At 40.8% G+C, this 20,960-nt stretch carries 16 protein-coding genes and 2 tRNA genes; 6 read left to right on the top strand and 12 right to left on the bottom strand.

What is annotated here, in order from left to right; translation table 11 throughout:
* Positions 1-225: 225 nt before the first annotated feature.
* From CE557_RS03915 to mutS, 4 genes are all read right to left on the bottom strand, one after another.
* Positions 226-612, bottom strand: a complete 387-nt coding sequence (locus tag CE557_RS03915; RefSeq protein WP_114910278.1) for a SemiSWEET family sugar transporter — start codon at positions 610-612, stop codon at positions 226-228.
* Positions 586-668: transfer RNA gene (locus CE557_RS03910), tRNA-Leu, on the bottom strand. Before CE557_RS03910 ends, CE557_RS03915 begins: the two co-directional genes overlap by 27 nt.
* 292 nt (positions 669-960) lie before the next feature.
* Positions 961-1,033: transfer RNA gene (locus CE557_RS03905), tRNA-Gly, on the bottom strand.
* A 71-nt stretch (positions 1,034-1,104) separates the two neighbouring features.
* A complete protein-coding gene (gene mutS / locus CE557_RS03900; protein WP_255410640.1) occupies positions 1,105-3,666 on the bottom strand; it encodes a DNA mismatch repair protein MutS in 2,562 nt (853 codons plus the stop codon).
* Positions 3,667-3,992: 326 nt separating this feature from the next.
* On the opposite strand from mutS, the gene CE557_RS03895 reads away from it, so the two are divergent.
* A complete protein-coding gene (locus tag CE557_RS03895; RefSeq protein WP_162790001.1) occupies positions 3,993-4,982 on the top strand; it encodes an ankyrin repeat domain-containing protein in 990 nt (329 codons plus the stop codon).
* A gap of 180 nt (positions 4,983-5,162) precedes the next feature.
* On the opposite strand, the gene murG is transcribed toward CE557_RS03895, so the two are convergent.
* From murG to CE557_RS03880, 3 genes are read right to left on the bottom strand one after another with little or no spacing between them, the layout of a single operon-like run.
* Positions 5,163-6,290: an undecaprenyldiphospho-muramoylpentapeptide beta-N-acetylglucosaminyltransferase gene (gene murG, locus CE557_RS03890; RefSeq protein ID WP_114910276.1), complete on the bottom strand. Its 1,128-nt coding sequence runs from the start codon at positions 6,288-6,290 to the stop codon at positions 5,163-5,165.
* Positions 6,291-6,305: 15 nt separating this feature from the next.
* Positions 6,306-6,884, bottom strand: a complete 579-nt coding sequence (gene lptC, locus CE557_RS03885; RefSeq protein WP_114910275.1) for an LPS export ABC transporter periplasmic protein LptC — start codon at positions 6,882-6,884, stop codon at positions 6,306-6,308.
* Between the two features lie 49 nt (positions 6,885-6,933).
* Positions 6,934-8,490 (bottom strand): Do family serine endopeptidase, encoded by a 1,557-nt coding sequence (locus tag CE557_RS03880; RefSeq protein ID WP_114910274.1) that lies wholly within the window; start codon positions 8,488-8,490, stop codon positions 6,934-6,936.
* Positions 8,491-8,633: 143 nt separating this feature from the next.
* Here CE557_RS03880 and cysS point away from each other — a divergent pair, with 143 nt between their 5' ends.
* Positions 8,634-10,121, top strand: coding sequence for a cysteine--tRNA ligase (gene cysS, locus CE557_RS03875; protein ID WP_114910273.1), 1,488 nt, complete (start codon positions 8,634-8,636; stop codon positions 10,119-10,121).
* Between the two features lie 36 nt (positions 10,122-10,157).
* Here cysS and CE557_RS03870 read toward each other — a convergent pair whose 3' ends face one another.
* Positions 10,158-10,523: a YraN family protein gene (locus tag CE557_RS03870; RefSeq protein WP_223245891.1), complete on the bottom strand. Its 366-nt coding sequence runs from the start codon at positions 10,521-10,523 to the stop codon at positions 10,158-10,160.
* Between the two features lie 182 nt (positions 10,524-10,705).
* On the opposite strand from CE557_RS03870, the gene CE557_RS03865 reads away from it, so the two are divergent.
* From CE557_RS03865 to CE557_RS03850, 4 genes are all read left to right on the top strand, one after another.
* A complete protein-coding gene (locus tag CE557_RS03865; RefSeq protein ID WP_114910272.1) occupies positions 10,706-11,722 on the top strand; it encodes a hypothetical protein in 1,017 nt (338 codons plus the stop codon).
* Positions 11,723-11,897: 175 nt separating this feature from the next.
* A complete protein-coding gene (locus tag CE557_RS03860; protein WP_114910271.1) occupies positions 11,898-12,545 on the top strand; it encodes a hypothetical protein in 648 nt (215 codons plus the stop codon).
* Positions 12,546-12,669: 124 nt separating this feature from the next.
* Entirely contained in the window at positions 12,670-13,716 is a 1,047-nt protein-coding gene (gene queA, locus CE557_RS03855; protein ID WP_114910270.1) for a tRNA preQ1(34) S-adenosylmethionine ribosyltransferase-isomerase QueA, read from the top strand.
* Positions 13,717-13,845: 129 nt separating this feature from the next.
* Complete coding sequence (locus CE557_RS03850; protein WP_162790000.1) at positions 13,846-16,476, top strand: BamA/OMP85 family outer membrane protein; 2,631 nt, start codon at positions 13,846-13,848, stop codon at positions 16,474-16,476.
* Positions 16,477-16,856: 380 nt separating this feature from the next.
* On the opposite strand, the gene CE557_RS03845 is transcribed toward CE557_RS03850, so the two are convergent.
* From CE557_RS03845 to CE557_RS03830, 4 genes are all read right to left on the bottom strand, one after another.
* Positions 16,857-17,501, bottom strand: a complete 645-nt coding sequence (locus CE557_RS03845; protein WP_114909767.1) for a transposase — start codon at positions 17,499-17,501, stop codon at positions 16,857-16,859.
* A 207-nt stretch (positions 17,502-17,708) separates the two neighbouring features.
* Positions 17,709-19,007 carry a group II intron reverse transcriptase/maturase gene (gene ltrA, locus CE557_RS03840; protein WP_114909766.1) on the bottom strand — a complete coding sequence of 433 codons (1,299 nt, stop codon included), beginning with the start codon at positions 19,005-19,007 and terminating at the stop codon, positions 17,709-17,711.
* Positions 19,008-19,507: 500 nt separating this feature from the next.
* Positions 19,508-19,825, bottom strand: coding sequence for an IS110 family transposase (locus CE557_RS03835; RefSeq protein ID WP_223245890.1), 318 nt, complete (start codon positions 19,823-19,825; stop codon positions 19,508-19,510).
* Between the two features lie 641 nt (positions 19,826-20,466).
* Complete coding sequence (locus CE557_RS03830) at positions 20,467-20,790, bottom strand: MerR family transcriptional regulator (RefSeq protein WP_114910268.1); 324 nt, start codon at positions 20,788-20,790, stop codon at positions 20,467-20,469.
* Positions 20,791-20,960: the final 170 nt, after the last annotated feature.

Genomic DNA, 20,960 nt, shown 5'->3' with positions numbered 1-20,960 from the left:
AGTGCCATCTGGCAGATGGAACAACAGAAAGCGCCCACTACGTGGGCTTTAAAGGAAACTGTTTTTCCTAATCATCTGTAAAATGCCACTTGCTGCACCACGACTTTTTACAGGGGCGGTTTGCTTTTAATCCCCCCCCCCCAGTGAGTTGAACAGATACTACTTTAGAGTAGCCTGGCCATACAACTGAAGGGATGCGAAGGATAAGGTATGCATCGCAATGTTTTACAATAGGCGTTTTTTCCGTTTTTTACGGTGGTCAGCTGGCTGTATGGGTTTTGGTCGTTCCGTTGCACGGTATTTGCGTTTGAGCGCTACCATAATCAAAGAACCAATGGTAAGCAATACATTGGTTAAGCATAATGGCTTATCAGCGGTCATTGCGCCATAAAGGGTCCAGCTAATGGAAGAAACCGTCAGGTTCAAGAGCATCAACATGGAAACGTCATGAACAGATTTTGTTCTATAGGACTGTATAATCTGCGGAAGTAGGGAGAGCACAGCTGTAGATGAACCAATACATGCCACTACATCTAAAAAGGAAATAGAACCCATCGATACAACCAGAAACAATGCTTTAATGCGTACCAGGAGCGGGGGTCGAACCCGCATGGCCAAAGGCCACAAGATTTTAAGTCTTGCGTGTATACCAATTCCACCATCCTGGCAAAGCCGAATACCCGTGGGAGTATCTGTTCACATTACTCGTTAATGATGAACTTTATCCCACTTTTTTCTTGATAAAAAAGTGGACAAAAAATCAAGCCCTCGGTAAAAAGTCGCTGAAAGTGTCATCTTACAGATGGAAAAACAGAAACCGCCCCCCTATAGGGGCTTGAAAGGAAACTATTTTTCCTAATCATCTGTAAAATGCCACTTTCTACACCACGACTTTTTACAGGGGCGTTGTTCTTTGGACGCAGAAAACCAGTGGCTCTAAACACATACACAGATCAGACGAGCGAGAAACGGGACTCGAACCCGCGACCCCGACCTTGGCAAGGTCGTGCTCTACCAACTGAGCTATTCTCGCTTATACGCTACACAATAGACCGAATTTACTTAAAGATTCTATTTTTTCAAAATCGTTATCCACTTTTATAACTAATTTTTAAATCTTTCAACTCTATTTTTGAGGTCATTGAGTTTTACTAAGGCTTCTACCGGAGAAAGGGTATTGATGTCAATGCTTTCTAAGTAGGCTTTAAGCGCACTGAGGCCGTTATCTGGCTCAAAAAGTTTCAGTTGATATTGTACCTGAGGCAATTTATCTACCTGGACATACCTGCCTACTTGGGATAGGTGCGCCAACACCTCTCGAGCCCTTTCCAAAATCGTAGCAGGCATACCAGCCATTTGGGCTACATGAATGCCAAAGCTATGCTGGCTACCTCCAGCCACCAGTTTATGTAGGAATAAAATCTTACGATCTATCTCTTGCACCGCTACATGAAAGTTTTTAACTCTAGGGAGCGTTTTGGCCAACTCATTCAACTCATGGTAATGGGTAGCAAAAAGCGTTTTAGGCTTATAATCCGCGTTATTGTGTAAATATTCCACCAGTGCCCAAGCAATAGAAATGCCATCATAGGTACTGGTACCACGTCCTATCTCATCCATCAATACCAAACTACGGTCACTAAGGTTATGCATAATACTGGCTGTTTCGGTCATCTCCATCATAAAAGTGGACTCCCCTTGGGCCAAGTTATCGGATGCCCCTACCCTTGTAAAGATTTTATCCACCACACCAATTCGGGCCGAATCCGCCGGTACAAATGAACCCATTTGCGCCATTAATACGGTTAGTGCCACCTGACGCAATAGGGCGGACTTACCCGCCATATTAGGCCCTGTAATGACTAAGATTTGTTGTTCAGATGGGTCTAAAGAGATATCATTAGGGGTATAGGCTTTATCTATGGGTAAGCGCTGCTCAATAACTGGATGGCGGCTTCCTGTCAGATGCAACAGGTGGCCATCATCCATCACAGGCTTGCTATAATGGTGCTCAACGGCTTGTTTGGCAAAAGAAAGATAGCAATCCAATTGTGCAACCTGTTTAGCATTGTCTTGAATAGGTGGAATAAATGCTGCCGCTTCCTCTACCAACGCTTGATAGAGTTGTTGTTCTAGCAGCTGTGCTTCTTCACCTGCGTGTAGGATCTGTTCTTCATACTGTTTTAACGCCTCGGTAACATACCGTTCTGCACCCGCTAGGGTCTGTTTGCGTATCCAATCGGTGGGTACTTTATGTTTATGGGCATTAGGTACTTCAAGGTAATAGCCAAATACACGGTTATAAGAGACCTTTAAAGAAGGAATATGGGTACGCTTGCTTTCCGTTTGTTGCAGTTGAATCAAATAATCTTTACCCTCGTACATGATTTTATTCAACGCATCCAACCGCTCATGGACCTGCGGTCGAATCAGCCCGCCTTGATGGATGGATAGCGGCGGATCCTCCTGAAGGGTACGATGGATGCTATGCACCAAAGCGTGGCATCCATGGAGTTGTGCATGTAGTTTTTCTAGGCATCTAACCCCTTGCAAAGCCGTTTGTATGGCTTGCACCTGCTCCAATGCCCTTTTTAGCGCTACCATCTCCCGTGGCTGGACCCTGTTGGCCGCTACTTTAGAGATCAGTCGTTCTAGATCACCTATTTGCTTCAAATAGCTGACCAATAATGCAGTCAATGTACCATCTGCTACCAGGTATTCCACTATAGCCAACCGTTCTTGAATAGGTTGCACCGCTTTAAGCGGAAACAGCAGCCATTTTTTAAGCAGCCGTGCTCCCATAGGGGTCACTGTTCTATCTAATAGATCGATCAATGCCGTTCCGCCTGCCTGTTGTGGAACCATCAACTCCAAGGCTTTAACAGTAAATGGGTCAAGCCAAGCATAGTGATGCGCCTCTAGGCGGGCAATAGAACGAATATGTTTGATTTTTTTATGTTCTGTTTCTGATAAGTAATGTAAAACTACACCAGCTGCTGTAATACCCATAGGGCAATCTGCAATACCAAATCCTTTTAAGGAGTGGGTGCCAAAATGGTTATTCAGCAGACCATAGGCATAGTCAAACTGAAATACCCACTCATCGAGTGGATAGATAGGAAAAGCATCTTGCGCAAACGCATCCCATAAGGCTTGCTGTTTTTTGTTCAAAACAATTTCCGATGGCGCCAAATGATGCAACATTTTTTGGATATAATCAGCAGCACCTTGCGTCACAAAAAATTCCCCTGTAGAAAGGTCTAAGCAAGCCATACCCAGCAGTTTTTTATCAAAAACAATAGAGGCTAGGTAGTTATTCGCGCTTTGATCCAACACCGCTTCATTAAAAGAAAGACCAGGCGTAACCAGTTCTGTAACCCCTCTTTGTACAATACCCTTGGCCTGTTTAGGATCTTCCAATTGATCACAAATCGCTACGCGGTAGCCCGCTTTGACCAATTTAGGCAGATATAGATCTAAAGAATGGTGGGGAAACCCAGCCAATTCCACACTAGCCGCCGATCCATTGGCCCGTTTGGTAAGCGCAATATCCAGCACTTTACTTGCTGTAACCGCATCTTCCAAAAAGGTTTCATAAAAATCACCCACGCGGAAAAGCAGCAAGGCCCCAGGATATTTTTCTTTAATAGCGAAATACTGCCGCATTAACGGTGTTGGCTCAACGGGTTTGGACATGGTCATATAAGATACTAGTTAAAGCCTTAAAGTAACGCATTTGGCCGAAATAAAAGCAACCTACAACCCAATTAACCACCATCGGCTACCTTAGCATGGCAACATCTATAGCTATAACTTAGGTTTTTTAACATGGATTACGTATTTTACAAGAAAAGCGAAGCTCTGCGTGTGAATAGAAGCGCATGATTTGTTGGAATTTAATTAAAAAAAATAAAAACATGAAAGGCATAAAGGGAATGCATAAACAGTCTGGTTTATTGGCTAAAGGGACAAAGGTATTATTGCTGTTGGTTGTGTTGCAGGCTGAAAAGTGTCCGACATGGAGTACAAGTGGAACAGCAGGATGTATGGCAACTAAGATGAGTATTGATCAATATCGTGAAGACATAGGCAACAAAAAAGATATTAGTTTACCAGATGAAAAGGGTCGCACCCCCTTATACGCTGCGGCAAGCCACAATGAAGAAGAAAAACTAAAAATAGTTTTAGACCGCCTTGTTGAAGATATAAAATTAGGATTTGTGCACAGAAATAAAGACTTTATAAATGCGCCTGACCCAAAATCTGGGGACACGCCTTTTACGAAAGCTATAAAAGAAGGCTATAGAAAAATATATGACATTTTTATAGAATATAAGCCATACGTTGATCTCAATAGAGCCGGCAAGGATGGTATAAATCCGATTTTGATCGCATGTCACAAGCCAGGTGCATCGAATAAATACATAACTAGTAGCTTAATCGAGCAGCCTGAAACAAATCTCACGTGCACAGATCCAAAGTCAGGTAAGAATATATTGCATTTCATTGTTGCAAATAAATGGACAGAAATAGCAAAAGAATTGATTTATAAACTTGACCCGAAAGAATTATTTAATAAAAATAACAATGGTCAGACGTTCCTCCATACCCTTGCTTGTGTAAATGATCTAGAGCTATTTAAAAAATTACTGCCTAAATTGATTAAGCTATTAGGGGTAGATGAAGTGATCAAGCAACTTTCTTCAACAACAAAAGACGGGAAAACTGTATGGGCTTCGATCTATTTATCCGAATTCATCCAGAACAAAGGTACACAACCTATATGGTTTAATAAGAATATTAAAATATTCAAGTATGTCATAGAGGCTGTAAAGAATGATCTAAAACCAGAAGATTGGAATCTTATTTTACAGGATATTAAGAGTCACGAGCGTACAAGCTGGGTGGGCTGGTTCAAAGGTGACATAGGTAAACAATATGCTGATAAATTGATCCAAATAGTAACAGAGGCAAGGAAGTAGCACGGGCAGCATAAATCTATTATACTTTCCATACATCAACCCCAACATCAATCTGCTTAAGCAGTAGAAAAAAGGGCTTCTTAAACTGAAGAAAAAGCCGAAGGTTTACGCCTATAAACCTTCGGCTTTTTTTCTACACTTTCCTTAAATAATTTACACACTCAAATGGGAAGAACCTCTTTAAGTCCCGGATGCACCACCATTAGCACGCTGCTTAACCAAATCAACGACTACTTCAACTATTTTATTTTGTGCATTGGCATGTAATACTGTAAAAGGTTCCATGCGCTTGATGAGCTCTAACTGTTGCGTCTCATCATTCAATAACTCTATTACCTTAGGGATGAGTAAAAAGGGAGATGACTGATCTGTAATATGTATCATGGCGCCTTGATAGGCCAATGGTAGGCTATTCTTCGTTTGGTGGTCTCCTACTACATTAGATGAAGGCACCAAAATAGTCGGTTTTCTTCTGACACAGAGCTCTGCGATAGATAAGGCGCCGGCTCTAGAGATCACAATATCCGCTGCTGCATACGCCATTTCCATATTACTTATAAATGCATAACATTTTATATATCGATAATCTTTCATGGCTTTTTGCATGGCCGCAAAATACCGCTCTCCAGTGACCCATATTACTTGTAGATCTAAGGAACTCAATTGTTCTCTCCACTCTAGAATGGTAGTATTTAATAGATGGGCACCACCACTCCCACCCATTACAAGCAGACATTTTTTATTCTGAAAAGCAGAAAAACTAAAATATTCAAGTGCATCCATCCGGTCCTCTTGAAAGGTACAGAGTGATGAACGTACAGGATTTCCTGTAAACACTATTTTTTCCTTTTCACAAGGGAAAAAAACATCTGAATAGCCTGTACAAATCTTATCTACCAGCCTAGAAAGCAACCTATTGGTTAGCCCAGCAATGCTATTTTGTTCTTGAATAAGGGTGGGAAGCTTTTGAAGAGCAGCTACAAACAGTGTGGGGAAAGAGGCATATCCCCCTGTACCAATCACTATATCAGGCTTAAACGATTTAATAATAGACATTGCTTGGTATAGACTCTTTAAAAGTAAAAAGGGCAACAATATATTTTTAATGACCTTACGCCTTTGAAACCCTTTGATACTGACCCGCATAATGGGATAACCAGCAGCCACTACTAACCCAATTTCTTTACCCCCTTGTGTACCTACAAACAAAAAGACCGCATCAGGAAATTGTTGTTTAATGCCATCAGCAATAGCTATAGCAGGATAAATATGCCCCCCAGTACCACCACAACCTATCAAAACACGCATAAATATTATAATGGATTAACCCCCTAGAACCACTTCTTGCTTTATATCTACTGTTCCATTAGGAGCAGTAATCGTATATTTGGTTAAATCCCTTGTAGCACGTAATCCACTACCTTTTAACACATTTTCTTTATCTGCTATTACAATGGGTAATTCTGTAAACAGGATCTCTTCCTTCATATCATACCAGAGCTGTGCGGTAGTGATGCTAAATTGTTGCTGTGGCTTGCTCACCAACACATGGCCTTCTACCATACATAACTCCTTTTCTTTGTTATAAGAAAGCGTACCCGCTTGAATATGTATAGGCCCCTCCTCTCCATCCATTTTATGATTGAATAATACAATTTCTATACCGCCTGATAAGGTTATATTGCCATTTTCATATTGGCACATCTCATCTGCCTTAATGGTTAACGCTAACCTGCCATGCTCTGTACCTAATAGCTGAAATTGAGTAGTTTCTAATATAGCAACCGATTTTTCCAACGCTGCATATGCTGGTACAAAACACCCTATTGACAGCCCATACCATAGGACCATAAGGCTACTATAGCTATACCTAAACTTAAAAAAACTGTTCTTTTTGACCATTGTATCCAGGAATCATTATCTATCAATGATGCATAAGATGTAGCAAGTCTTATTTCGACGCATGGGGCGCCGCACCCAACTCAACTGCCAAATAACTAATGGTACCTTTATTAGGTTCTATGACTTGTATCAGAACAGGTTCTGTGACACGACGAACCATTTCAGCTAAGTCCGATATACTTGCAACAGGTTGTTTATCAAAAGCAAGTAAAATATAACCTTTTTTAAGGCCAGCAGCTTGAAACTTTCCTTTGGCAACCTCCTGCACCAAAACACCACCCGTAAGCTTCAACTTGGCTTTTATTTGCTTATCTAGATCTTGGAATGTCGCCCCTTCTACTTCCAATGTATCTCCTTTTTGTACGACTTGTACTGCATCAGGCTGTTTTTTCAATACTACCTCTACCGTTTTTAATTTACCTTTACGGTATAATGTTAGGACAACCTTATCACCCGGTTTAGCACAAGCTATTATTTCCTGTAACTCTGAGCCTTTATTAATTGGACGACCATTGATCTGCGTAATCACATCTTCTTTTTGCAATAACTTTGCACAAGGACTATGCGCTTGCACCTCATCAATATAGACGCCGCTGACTACTTTTAAAGCCAACTTTTTAGCCAATTCAGCATTGACCTCTCGAATGATTACACCCAATAATACCCGCTGCACCGCACCATACTGAATGAAATCATTCGCTACCTTTTTTACCAAAGAAGAGGGTATAGCAAAACCATATCCTATAAATGAAGGCGATTGTGGCGATTGTGAGGCATAAATAGCTGTATTAATACCTACCAACTCCCCACGCAAATTAACCAACGCACCACCACTATTACCTGGATTGATGGCTGCATCAGTTTGAATAAAAGATTGAATACCTAATTTCCCACTACTAGCGGTGCTTAAAGATCTAGATTTAGCACTTACAATACCCTTGGTAACCGTAGAATTCAAGTTAAAAGGATTACCAACCGCTAAAACCCACTCTCCTACCTCTAACTTATCCGAACTGCCGAGCACCAAAACAGGCAGACTAGTTGCATCAATTTTTAACAGCGCCAAGTCAGTAAGAGGATCAGCACCAACCAATTTTGCTTTATAAGAGCGATTATCATTTAAGGTAACTTCTATTTGATCCGCTCCTTCAACCACATGGTTATTGGTAATAATATAGCCATTACTGGTGTAGATCACCCCAGAGCCAGACGCTTCTTGGGCTGGCCGCTCATACTCTTTAGGCACCAAAAATCCTTGTCCAAAAAATTCTTTAAAAAACTGCTCTAAAGGATGGGAAGATTCTCGTTTCAGCATCTTAGGATTTTGAGATGCCTTTATATGCACTACCGCTTGCGTAGCCACTTTAGCTGGATAAGTGAAATCGGGCAGGGATGTGACCAAAGGCTTAACTTCTGGCGCTGGCAGGCTTTGTTCGAATGGTTTATGCTGTTCTACGGCAGCAACCGGCTGCACACAGGTAACAGGAACTAAACTTTTTTCTCCTGCATAAGGGCTGGCCAACCATAAGGATAAGCCACATGCAACGACAACAACCACACCACACACCTTTTTAACTACACTCTGTTTACCAAATTGTTCGTACATAGCGATTTTATTTTTGTATTTTTAACAATCATTTTTTCTTTACGTCCTAAAAGGGAAGTTGTGCGTCTGCTATTGGCTGTTTAATAGACAGACAAGCACAAGTACGTTAGCAAAAATCTAAAATATTTTTCACCTATACAAGGATGCATCAAATATTACGGATCTACAACAGCTTAACCAGACAAAAAGAGGTCTTTCAGCCACTCAAACCGCCTTTTGTGGGCATGTATCTATGTGGCCCCACGGTTTATGGCAAGGCACATCTAGGTCATGCACGTGCGGCGATTACCTTTGATGTCATCTTCCGTTACCTACAACATTTGAATTATAAGGTACGTTATGTACGCAACATCACAGATGTAGGCCATCTAGAAAGAGATTTGGATGAAGGAAAGGACAAAATACAACAACAAGCCCAATTAGAAGCGATAAGTCCTATGGAGGTAGCCCAACGATACACCCATACCTACCGCAAAAATATGGAAGCACTGAATGTATTGCCTCCTAGCATTGAGCCCTGCGCAAGCGGACATATCCTGGAACAAATTGCTATGATTGAAAAGATTATTGCACAGGGCTTAGCTTACGTAATAGATGGATCGGTCTATTTTGATGTAATGCAATACAACCAGCTGCACCAATATGGAAAACTTTCGGGAAGAGGTATAGAGGCAACCCGCTCAGGCACGCGTGCATTGGTCAAACAAACTGATAAAAAACAACGGGTAGATTTTGCTTTATGGAAAAAAGCAACGCCTATGCATATGATGCGTTGGCCCTCTCCTTGGGGAGAGGGTTTCCCTGGATGGCACATTGAATGCTCTGCTATGTCTACCAAATATTTAGGCAACCAGTTTGACATTCACGGGGGGGGGATGGATTTGCTTTTTCCACACCATGAATGTGAAATCGCACAAGCACAAGCAGCATTACAAACCGATTTGGCTACTTATTGGATCCACAATAACTTGGTTACGATTGATGGCGTGAAAATGGGCAAATCACTGGGTAACTTTATCACGCTAGATGCGCTTTTTACAGGCAACCACCCGGCTATAGACCAGCCCTACAGCCCTATGGCATTGCGATTTTTTATGTTACAAGCGCATTACAGAAGCACACTTGCTATGACTATAGAGGGCTTAAAGGCAGCCCACCAGGGCTATCGTAAATTAATGAATGGCTTGCATCTGCTGACTAAGCGCCCCCATGAAGGTGTAAGACCCACCCCCACAAATGGCCTGTTGGATGGAGCGATTGATGCAGATTGCGCCGCTTGCTATAGCGCCATCAATGATGATTTCAATACGGCAAAGGTGTTAGCTTGTTTGTTTAGCCTACTGAAAAAAATAAATGGATGGTACCATGGCACATTGGATGATGGCTCCATCTCAACAACTGCATGGAACCAATTGCGTCATACCTATACTACCTTTGTGACCGACCTATTGGGTTTAAAAGAGGAACATCCATCTACTACTGACCAATCGTTAGAAATATTACTCCCCATTTACCAAGAGGCTAAGGCAGAGAAACGGTACCATCAAATTGACGCAATACGTACCGCACTCCATAAAATGGGGATTGCAATAAAGGACCATCCCAATGGTGTAGATTGGGAATATCAATAAACCATGTTTGTGCCTACTCAATTTCATGAAACTAGTTCAATAGAATCCATCTTCCAAGTGTAGAATCTGCGTAATTTTTTCTTTACTGCCTAGCACGGCGATAATATCGAAACGTATGGCTTGCTGGCTATTTTGGATACGTAGGTAGTGTGCAGCAGCTAAGCGCAGGGCACGCATCTTCTTTTGGGTAACAAAATCTTCTGGGTTGCCAAACAAGTTATTTTTACGTGCTTTTACCTCAACAAAGACAATTAGCTTGCCTTTTTGCACAATAAGATCTATTTCAAAGCGCTTGTAACGAAAGTTTTGCGCCATTACCCGAAAACCTTTTTCTATTAAGTAATCTGCTGCCACCCTTTCTGCGTATTGACCAAAATCTTGCGCAATGTGTTTTGTTGACATGGGCCAAAAAGGGGTATAATTATAGACAAATAACTGATCTGAACATAAAAAATAATGCAATGAAAGCCTATTTAGTTGCACGAGCTCATTGCGTAATTGATGCAATACCAATTATTTCGTATAATTGGCCATTGTAAGAAAATTGCGTTTAAAAGAAAAATTATATAAAAGTTAATCAATCGATGCAAATTGTACCTATCAAACAGACCCATCTTCCCTACAGTTTCTATTTAGTTATTTTGCTTAGTTTGGCTACAGCGTGCAAAAAAAAGACGAAACCGTACAATTTATCTCTGTCCAAGCAGGGTCAAGATCCTCCAAATGTTACGCCACCCACTTCGCCTTCACCAGAGGTGGCTCAAAATAAGCGCTCGAATACTACGCCACCCGTTTCATTAAAACAGGGTCAAAATAAGCGTTCGAATACTGCGCCACCCGCTTCATCAGCACAGTGGCCTATGCATAACGCCAGTTCAAAGAAAACAGATCAAGCATCCATCACACATCATTTGGATAAGATGATACAGCATGAAAAATCATGCCGCAAAACATTTAGTCAAGCATTAAACCCAGTACAAGATCTGAATGAAAGGGATAAGATGATTGCCGAGTTTGTAAAAGCCAGAAACCAGCGTATAGACATATTCAACCAAACTTTAAAAAAAGTGGCAGATTCTCATGAAAAACAACGGTTAATCAGTGAATTTGAGGGTGTAAAGGAGATGTGTCAAGAGGCCAATGCGCTGAATAGCCGATACGTTAACCTATCAGATCCAATTGAACAAAAGAAAAAAAATCGAGAAAGAGGCGATATTGTTGAGTCATACAATGGCTATTCTATAGAGTCTAAAAGGCAGCAGATTAGACGTCGGGTAGAAGCATTGATGCAATTTGCGCGTGAAAATAGAGATAAGCTCCCAAATATGCAAAATAAGCAAGAAGAGGGTGCATCATGTGCTATATGTCACTCAGCAGGATCTGTAGGTCTATTGCCCTGCGGTGATTGCGTTCACACCGACTGCCTTGCGGAAAAAATGATTGCTACGTGGAGGAAAGGGATTGAATATATATCAACCTGTCCAGGATCTTGCGATCGATATATACACTTCCATTACTTTCTATCAGATGATACCTATGCATTCAACCAACTAACCCTGACTCAGTGGGAAGAAATATTTTTCAAGCCTAAACAAACCTAGCCATATATAAAGATAGTAGCCTTTTTAAGACCACTTCAGCAGGGTAAGCTATTTTATTCCCTGCTTACTGATAGCTATGACAAGTTTAAAATTTGTAAAAAATTCAATAACCGTTTAGCATATTAAATAAATATAAATTTATTTTTACCATGAAATAGCTGTAATTTAGTCCCCTATGAAAAGGGTTCTATGGTTGGCTTTGTATTTTTCCATCGGGTATAGCCATGCCATGGCATGGCCTGGCCGGTTTAGTGCTGAATGTGCGCCTGCCTACGCTACGAATAGGGTGTATAGCCAAATGCAACCGCCCCCTTATGCTATAAGAGGGGCTATAAGGATGCACTTTGGCGGTGCCTATCATCTTGCACTACAGGAACACTGTAGCCTGAGTATAGGGCTCTCCTATGCTTTAGGCCATATTGCACTGGCACGTGACACTGATGGATCAACGCCTGCTATACATGCGACCTATTCTTTAAAGTATATTTGGATACCTTTTCTATGCAGATTTTATACCAGCGAGGTGATGATTGATACCAGTATCTATTGTAAGTTAGGTGTCATACCCTCTATCCATCTAGCTGCTAGAGCTACATCTCATTCAGATGGACCAGCTTTTTTAACCAAACGGCCATTAGGCTGTTTTATCCTTTTAGGTGGTGGCGTAAAATATGACTTTAGTCCAACCAATAGCCTGACCTTAGGGATAAGCTATTGTTGGGACTTACCTGGTGTAATGTATAAAAAAGATCCAAACAACGGTCCAATAGATTGTTATTGTCACAACAATTTTATTTGCCTTGATATCTGTTGTTTGTTTTAATAGGATGCGTGCCGTTTATATACCTAAATAAAATGGCTTAAAGCGAACCATAAAGGAAATCGGTTGTAGGTTACCAAAACAACCTGCAAAAAAGCTAACGTTTTCTTAAGAAATATATTTTACTATGAAATTATCAAATTTTAAGTTTACACTGCCAGAGCATAGCATTGCACAATATCCCATTGAGGCAAAGGAAAATGCACGTTTAATGGTTGTACATAAAGCTAGTGGAAAAATAGAGCATACCACCTTTAAAGAGCTGCCTACTTATTTTAATGAAGGGGATACTTTAGTAGTCAATGATTCTAAAGTTTTACCTTGTAAACTTTATGGTTGCAAAGAAAAAACAAATGCGCAAGTAGAAGTACTCTTATTGCGCAAATTGAATGACGAACATGGGTTATGGGATACCATTGTAGAGCCAGCACGTAAAATCCGTATAGGTAATAAAATTTATTTTGGCAATGGCGAATTGGTGGCCGAAATTATAGATAATACTACTTCACGAGGCCGAACGCTTAAATTATTGTTTGACAGACCAGAAGAAGAATTCTATGCGCTGATCAACCAGATTGGTCATATGCCTTTACCCCATCAAATAGGACGTCCTTCTAAGCCAGAAGATAGGGAATACTACCAGACCATATTTGGAGCAAATATAGGTAGTATCGTATTACCAGCTGCTGGTTTGCATTTTACTCCTTATTTGTTAAAGTATTTAGCCTTGCAGAACATTGCTGTTGTACCGGTTACATTGCATATTGGCTTAGGTGAACTCAGTACGATTGATATGGAAGATCTTACAAAAGTAAGGGCTTCCTCTGAGCGTTTTATAATTACGCAAGAAACAACAAAAGTGGTCAACCAAAGCCTGAGTCATCAAAAAAAGGTTTGTGCGGTGGGTACTTCGGTATTAAGGGCTATAGAATCTTCTGTCTCGGTTTCTTGCCAGCTAAAAGAAGCTAGTGATTGGACGAATAAATTTATTTTACCTTCTTGTACCTTTAAGGTTTGCAATGCATTGTTGACTACCTTTCACCTGCCCTCTTCTATCTCTTTGGTAAGCGTAGCTGCTTTTGGAGGAGAGGAGTTGGTGTTAGATGCTTATGCCGAGGCAATAAAGGAAGGGTATCGTTTTTTCTTATATGGTGACTCTATGTTGATTATATAGCGCCTAACATATGCCATACCGCTCATATTTTCCTATATTCGGGAAAAGCTACCGTGGTCTATATGGCTTTATTACTGTACGTTTTCAAGACGGAGAGGCTAAGCTATTTATACATTTATGCTATTTATTATGATAATGATAGATACAAATATCAAAAAAGTTAAGCGTTTGTTATACCTATTTTGCCTATGTATAGGGTCGACGCAGCCCATCTTTGGCACAACCGGTTACGTTATACGCAAGATTCAAGTAGTGGGCAATATTTCGATAGCGTCTGACCTATTGATTGAACGCTCTGGCTTACAAGAAGGCACCAGGGTGGCACCAACCAATGAACAAGTACGTAATGCAATTCGAAAAATTGCCAAACAGGATGGCATCAAATCGGTTGCGATCCACTTATCTGAGGTTGATCAGACAAACGGTTTAGCCACCTGTGTGATTCATGTAGAAGAACATCCCCAGTTAACGAGCTGTATGCTAGAAGGTTTAACTAAAAAAGAGGAAAAAGAACTACTTGAAAAAGTTACTATAGCAGAGCATGTTGCGCTATCGCCGCTTTTTCTTCAAAAAACAACTGCTAAGATTAAAAAAATATTTTTAGAGCAGGGTTTCAAAGCGGTAAAGGTTTCGACAACATTGATTCCAAATCAAGCCATAGCGCACAAAGCTGCCTTAAAGATTAAGGTAAATAAAGGGGAAAAAAGCAAAGTGCAACAGATCCTTTTTGAAGGGAATAACCATTTAGATGCCCAGCTATTGATATACCATATGAAGACGCTACAAGAAGCGCCACATTGTACACTTTTCCAAGATATTTTTAAAAAATGCATCACCCTGTCTCCCATTCGTAAAGGAGGTATACTGCTACAACTACCTAAAAAAATAGATGATGTAAAGCGTTACTTTTTCACGCATGTTGCTTTGTTTCCATCTATTTTTACGGAAGAAAAATATTTACAAGCCAAAGAAAATCTTATTCTTTTTTATCAATCACAAGGGTTTCGGGATGTATCTATTACAGCAGAAAGGCTGCAACCTACCACTGCTGGCAACCTGAATATTCATTTAAAAATCAATGAGGGCAACCAATATAGCATTCGTCGTGTCAAATGGGTAGGCAATTATGTATACAGCGATCAAACCCTAAATAGTTTGTTAAACCTGAAGGAAGGAAGCATATATGATCCGATCTATATGAAAAGCCGATTCGCACCTGGGTCGGAAAGCTTAACCATTTATGACCTATATACCAATAATGGCTATCTTTTTTTTCATGCAGAAGTGGTTGAAACGTGTGTAGAAGGCGATCAGGTAGATCTAGAAATTAGAATGCAAGAGGGCAAACAGGTCACGATCCGCCAAATAGATATTGTAGGCAATACATTAACCCATGATTACGTTATTCGACGTGAATTGCTGACCTTACCTGGAGAAAAGTTCAACCGAGGCCTTGTACTAGAATCGTTACGCAACTTGGCCATGTTAGAATGCTTTAAACCTGAAAAATCAATCCCAGAGATACAGCGAGATGAAGCGAAGGGTACCGTAGATCTAATCTATGCAGTAGAAGAACAACCCCGGTTCGATTTTAAGCTCAATGGGACCTATACAAATGGTATTAGCGCCGGACTTGAAATTGGCTCTAATAATGTTTCTTTAAAAAATCTTTTTACAGGAAAAAAGCCTATAGGGGGCGGTCAGCATTTGCATTTAACCGCTAACCTGGATGGTAAAAATTACAAAAATTTCAGTTTTTCTTTTCAAGAACCTTGGTTTTGGTTAAAAGAAAATCGTTACATATTGTCTATAAGCTTTAATAGTGGTCATCAAACAGAAACCAATAGCAGAAATCATATACTAGACCATTGGATGCACTCAAATATATTTCCAATTGGTAAACAAAGTACAAAAAGTAAAATTCACTCCACTGGTGGCCAAATACGCCTAGGCAAAAAATTGGCCAGACATTGGGAAGCCCATTTAGGCATAGATTACCATCACCATGCGTATCAACACTGTGTATTATTACAAGATCACAAAAAATCGGGAGTCATACATGATTTTACGTTAGATCTTTCATGCATGTATTCTACTGTTAATCATCCAATTTATCCTACTAGTGGCTGTATGTGGTCCAACCTTTTAACCCTTACCCCTCCTTACACTTTGCTTGGGTATGCGCCCTCTACACCAACAGCTATCCCACGTTTGAAGGAATTTGGTAAATTGATAACGGATCTATATTATTTCAAACGTTTACTAGGCAACTTTGTCTTACATATACGCGGGCATGCTGGATTTTTACACAGCCTCTCTAAAAATGAAATAGGGCCTTTTGAACGGTTTTATTTGGGTGGTACATCTAGTATACCCACTAGATTATTAGGCGCCAATTTTGTTTCACTACGTGGTTATCCAGACGATAGCCTTACGCCAGAAGATTATATAAGCCAATACAAAGGGGGGGGTTTATTCAATAAGTTTGCGTTAGAGTTGCGTTATCCGCTTATGCTTGCACCTATTTGCTGCTATCTATTAGGATTTGGAGAGATAGGAGATAGCTGGTTACGTTATGGCCATTTCAACCTATCTAATCTAAAAAAGTCTATAGGGGGTGGAGTTCGTCTTATCTTGCCCATACCTATGATACCTATGCTTGGCCTGGATTGTGGCTACAGATTAGATCCTGTAAAAGATATCCGAAGCGCTAAAAGTTCTTTTGAGTATCACTTTACCCTGGGACCTAGTATCCGTTAAAAGCAGGCAGTATACTGCTTTTAAAAGCAAAAAGGCAATCTTCTTTTACCGATTATATTAAATATCTGTATATATAATGGCCTAAAGTATGTGTTCAGCGCCATGGTTTTTTGCGTCAAAAAAACCCGCCCCTGTAAGATGGTACTTTCAGCGGTATGTGTTCAGCGCAGTGGTTTTTGCGTTAAAAGAACAACGCCCCTGAAAAAAGTCGCGGTTTAGAAAATGGCATTTTACAGATGATTAGGAAAAACAGTTTCCTTTGAAGCCCCCAAAAGGGGTACTTTCTGTTTTTCCATCTGGAAGATGGCACTTTCAGCGACTTTTTACCGAGGGCTTGATTTTTTGTCCACTTTTTTATCAAGAAAAAAGCTATTATCTTACTATGCAAGTTTTTTAGTCATTTTGTACTCGTTTTTGATACTTTTGACGAAGCTTCTTTTTTGTTGTATAAGCTTATGCGCCAGCTCTAGGAGCTTCCTCATACATGCTACGATAGCCACTTTTTTAGGCTTATATTTACCTACTAATCTATCATAGCATTCTTTTAAATATAGGAACCACTTTTTCCCTGCTAATACAGCCATATACAGTGCATCTCGTGGTATTTTCCTTCCTCCCCTAATAAATCTTTTTCCCTGTTTTTTCCCACTATCAGCCGCATATGGTGCTATACCTACTAAAGCTGATAGTTGATTACTACTGTAGCTTCTATCACCTAATTCAGGTAAAAAACTGACTAATTTAGTGGCTAAACATTTCCCGATTCCTGGAATGGTTTCTAGTATATTAGCCTTTTCGTCTAGATCCTTATCAGTAGTTATGGTTTTATTTAACGCTTTATCAATAATTTTTATTTCTTTTTCTAAAAAATCGATATGCCTTTCTATGCTTTCTTTATCTATATTAGTCTGGCTATGGTGTAACCGTTTCTTTTCATTGCTTAATGTAGCTACCAGCTCTTCTCTTCTTTGTTGTTGCCTTTTAAGCCGATCTGTTGTAATATAATAGCTGTAATTAGCTTTCAATCCCCTTTCCTGTCCATAGCGAGCTAGTTTAAAAGGTAGAGTAGAGCACTGGCGCGGTGAAGTATAGGACCAGGTTTATCCGTGTCCATCGTTTCCGATTTCGTGCCTAAATAACCCAATCTCTCTTTCCCGTTTCCAGCACCCCCCCGTCGCACCGTACGTGAGGTTTTCCCTCATACGGCGCACGGATCGTCTTCTTCGTCTGCATTACGTCCATCTGTATCGCACCCGATAAGCTCCTACATTGACTAATTTGTACACTTTGTGGAGCTTCTCGTCGGGGAGTTCCTTATACCCGTTCTTCCTACTCCCTTTCTTTTTCATGATAAATCTTCTCAGACGCCTGTTTGCATGCCCTTGTACTTTCCTAAATCTCCTAGAACTGGCCGTGTGACGGTAATACTCCGTCCACCCCAGTAAGGATGCGTTTAAGTCTTTAACAATAGTTTCAACACTTTCGTGCAACCGGTTCCGATAGGTCAATTGCGTGACTTTCTTAATAATCCGCTTGATTGCATCAGGTGTAGGATACATATGGGTAACGGGTTTCTGATATCTTGGCGAGTATCCCCTTTTAAAGGCATACCCTAAGAAATTGAAACCTTCTTCGGCCGTGGTCATTCGACTCTTTTCTTCATTGATCGAAAGGCCCAAGCGTTGCAGATACCCACATAAAATACCCAAAATCTTCTCTACCGGTTTATTCGACACTATCACGAGATCGTCCGCATAGCGGACAATCTGTGCATTCCACCCATTCCTTTCGGTCATCCGCTTGACCCATACTGTGTCTAGCAGATTCAGGTATATATTAGAAAGTAAGGGCGAAATGGGGGACCCTTGAGGGGATCCTTGTCGAGTAGCAACTTCTTCGCCTTTAAGGACTCCTGAGCGAAGCCAGGCTTGTATTAACTTTAGAACATACCTATCACTGATTCGCTTTTGAATGACTTTCATAAGCTTATCGTGTGGGATTGAGTCAAAGTATCGCTTCAAATCAATATCTAAAACTTGGGTGAGCCCGTAATTAAGCCATTTATATATTGATAGACTTGCATGGACTGCGGATCGTTTAGGTCGAAACCCAAATGAGCATTCTTGGAAGTCTGCTTCAAAAATTGGCTCTATAACAAGACGGGTTGCAGTTTGTACTAAGCGGTCCTTAATCGTGGGCACTCCCAAGATTCTTATTCCTCCTTTCGGTTTGGGTATTTCCACGCGCTTTGTCTTATTGCTTCGGTAGCTTCCTGATTCCAGTTCTTTTTGAACTTGTCCAAGAAACGCTTCTTCCCCTTGTTCTTTGATTTGTTCTATTGTTATTCCATCTATGCCTGGTGCCCCGTGATTTGCACAAACCTGTTTCCATGAACAGACCAGTACGTCCAATCTATATATTTTGTCATGAAGGGTGTAGAAGCTGCGTTTAGGATTAGACTTAGCAGATCGATAAAGTTCTCGCTGCAGTTCTCGGACGCTTTGTGCCATGTGGTTACCTTGCGGAATCATGGTATCTTTCCCTGTTTTGAAAACATGACGAAACTGAAGATCCTTCGCTCCGGTAAGGTTTTGTTGTCCTTGCCATCTTCACTACTACTATCTTCCCGACTTCCTGCACAGCATCGGAACGAACTTCGACTTGCGCCTTATATCCTTCCTTACTCTTGGAACTTAAAGACCGTGCAGGATCTCCCACGTTTCTCCTCCTTTCTTTCCTACGTGCCGCCCCTGCTACGCCGGGAGATAAGTGACGGTTATTGACCTGTTATCTTTCCGTCACTTTACAGCTTTCGCCCACCAGACGAGAGGCTCAGCATCTCCAATTCCCAGATTTCTCTGGTAAGACCTTCACGGCGCTACATATAGGTTCCTTGCGTACGGCCCGCAGTTTGCGTAGCTCCTTGTACAGAGCCGTCGTCGAGTGGCTTCATCTACAAAAATTACTCTTTATAGATGCACTCCTCGCTACCTGGCCAACAGGCCTATTGCCAGGGTGGGACTTGCACCCACTAGAAAGGAGGCCTTCGTGGCACGCCATCTACCTTATCGGTTTTAGTTATATGATGCATTGCCTTAGCAAAGTGTTTGATTTGCCTTGGATTAACAACTGAAACAGCTAGCTCAGCTGCTATAAGCATCTCTACTAATAAAGCGCCATAATTGCCAGTGGCTTCTAAAACACAGTGATGCAAGGATCTATCAAGTTGAGCCAAAAATAGGTTAAGCCCATTTACATCATTTGAATATTTAGACGTAGTAAATCCTTCACCTTTAGGAAAAGCAGCTACAAAGCTGCTTTTTGATATATCAATGCCTATATATTTCATATTATTAGAAAGTTTATACTAAATTGAATCATCTTATAAACTATCGTCGCAACCACGGGCTCTAAGGGCCAACGAACTATTCAGTTTTTAAGATGAAAAGAGCGGGGGGCGGAACGTGTAAAACGGCATCTAATACCAGCACTTAAGCGACCTTATTCCAGCTCTTTAAGTAAAATAAGCTTATAATACAAACGTACGACACAATGGTGTCAACTTAAGGAATATATTTTATTGCGTATCTATTCACACCATTTGGTTAACAATGAACTTTATCCCACTTTGTTCTTAATAAAAAAGTGGACAAAAAATCAAGCCCTCGGTAAAAAGTCACTGAAAGTGTCATCTGACAGATGGAAAAACAGTAAGCGCCCCCTTTGGGGGCTTGAAAGGAAACTGTTTTTCCTAATCATCTGTAAGATGACACTTGCTACACCGCGACTTTTTACAGGGGCGGTCTTCTTGTAATGGAAAACACCAGCGACTTGAACAGATACTTTAGCACTTGAAGTAAAACTTTAATCTTTATCAACAGCTATAAATGGGATGGCATATTCACCATCTATAAACCGCTTTTGCACCTCTGTGCTACCATACACTTTTCCTTAAGCTGATGCCATTGCCCAAACAGTGCAAATGTGTAGCTAATGTATCTCTTTTTTTAACGCACCTAAGAAAGCACGTAACGCCTGTAGCCGTTGCACAACATCTGCGGGTGTAATGGCAAACGGACGACGATGTTTCTGGATTACTTTGCGTGCACCGGCTAAACTATAGCCTTTTTCCTTCACCAGTGTATAGATATAACGCAACTGAGTGATATCTTTTGTTTGATACCTTCTGGCTCCCTTGCTATTCTTATGAGGCTGTAGGATGCCACTAAAGGTTTTTTCCCAAAAACGTATCAAAGAAGGCGCCACATCAAAATGGCGCGCTACCTCCTGAATGGTAAAATATTTCTTTTGCATAAGACCTCTTTCAACCGCTATTGGTAACGCTTAAGAACCAAACAAGAGCCAGTATACTAGATGCATTTGAGGCGGATAGACACAGAGATAAAGATTCCAGTAAGCCATAGCAAAAAGATCTATCTGACTCCCCCAGAGGAAAGGTATACATCCTGGATATGCGCGCTAGA

Source organism: Cardinium endosymbiont of Sogatella furcifera, assembly GCF_003351905.1.
In the GTDB taxonomy this organism is placed as follows: Bacteria; Bacteroidota; Bacteroidia; order Cytophagales; family Amoebophilaceae; genus Cardinium.
The sequence above is the reverse complement of the archived record's forward strand: the minus strand, read 5'-3'. Positions and strand labels throughout refer to the sequence as shown.

Coding starts and splice junctions, on each gene's coding strand:
- CE557_RS03830 (WP_114910268.1), bottom strand. CDS start 20,790: ATGCAAAAGAAATATTTTACCATTCAGGAGGTAGCGCGCCATTTTGAT.
- mutS (WP_255410640.1), bottom strand. CDS start 3,666: ATGCGGCAGTATTTCGCTATTAAAGAAAAATATCCTGGGGCCTTGCTG.
- cysS (WP_114910273.1), top strand. CDS start 8,634: ATGCATCAAATATTACGGATCTACAACAGCTTAACCAGACAAAAAGAG.
- CE557_RS03860 (WP_114910271.1), top strand. CDS start 11,898: ATGAAAAGGGTTCTATGGTTGGCTTTGTATTTTTCCATCGGGTATAGC.
- CE557_RS03865 (WP_114910272.1), top strand. CDS start 10,706: ATGCAAATTGTACCTATCAAACAGACCCATCTTCCCTACAGTTTCTAT.
- queA (WP_114910270.1), top strand. CDS start 12,670: ATGAAATTATCAAATTTTAAGTTTACACTGCCAGAGCATAGCATTGCA.
- ltrA (WP_114909766.1), bottom strand. CDS start 19,007: ATGATTCCGCAAGGTAACCACATGGCACAAAGCGTCCGAGAACTGCAG.
- lptC (WP_114910275.1), bottom strand. CDS start 6,884: ATGGTCAAAAAGAACAGTTTTTTTAAGTTTAGGTATAGCTATAGTAGC.
- CE557_RS03850 (WP_162790000.1), top strand. CDS start 13,846: ATGATAATGATAGATACAAATATCAAAAAAGTTAAGCGTTTGTTATAC.
- CE557_RS03915 (WP_114910278.1), bottom strand. CDS start 612: ATGCGGGTTCGACCCCCGCTCCTGGTACGCATTAAAGCATTGTTTCTG.
- CE557_RS03835 (WP_223245890.1), bottom strand. CDS start 19,825: ATGAAATATATAGGCATTGATATATCAAAAAGCAGCTTTGTAGCTGCT.
- CE557_RS03870 (WP_223245891.1), bottom strand. CDS start 10,523: ATGTCAACAAAACACATTGCGCAAGATTTTGGTCAATACGCAGAAAGG.
- murG (WP_114910276.1), bottom strand. CDS start 6,290: ATGCGTGTTTTGATAGGTTGTGGTGGTACTGGGGGGCATATTTATCCT.
- CE557_RS03880 (WP_114910274.1), bottom strand. CDS start 8,490: ATGTACGAACAATTTGGTAAACAGAGTGTAGTTAAAAAGGTGTGTGGT.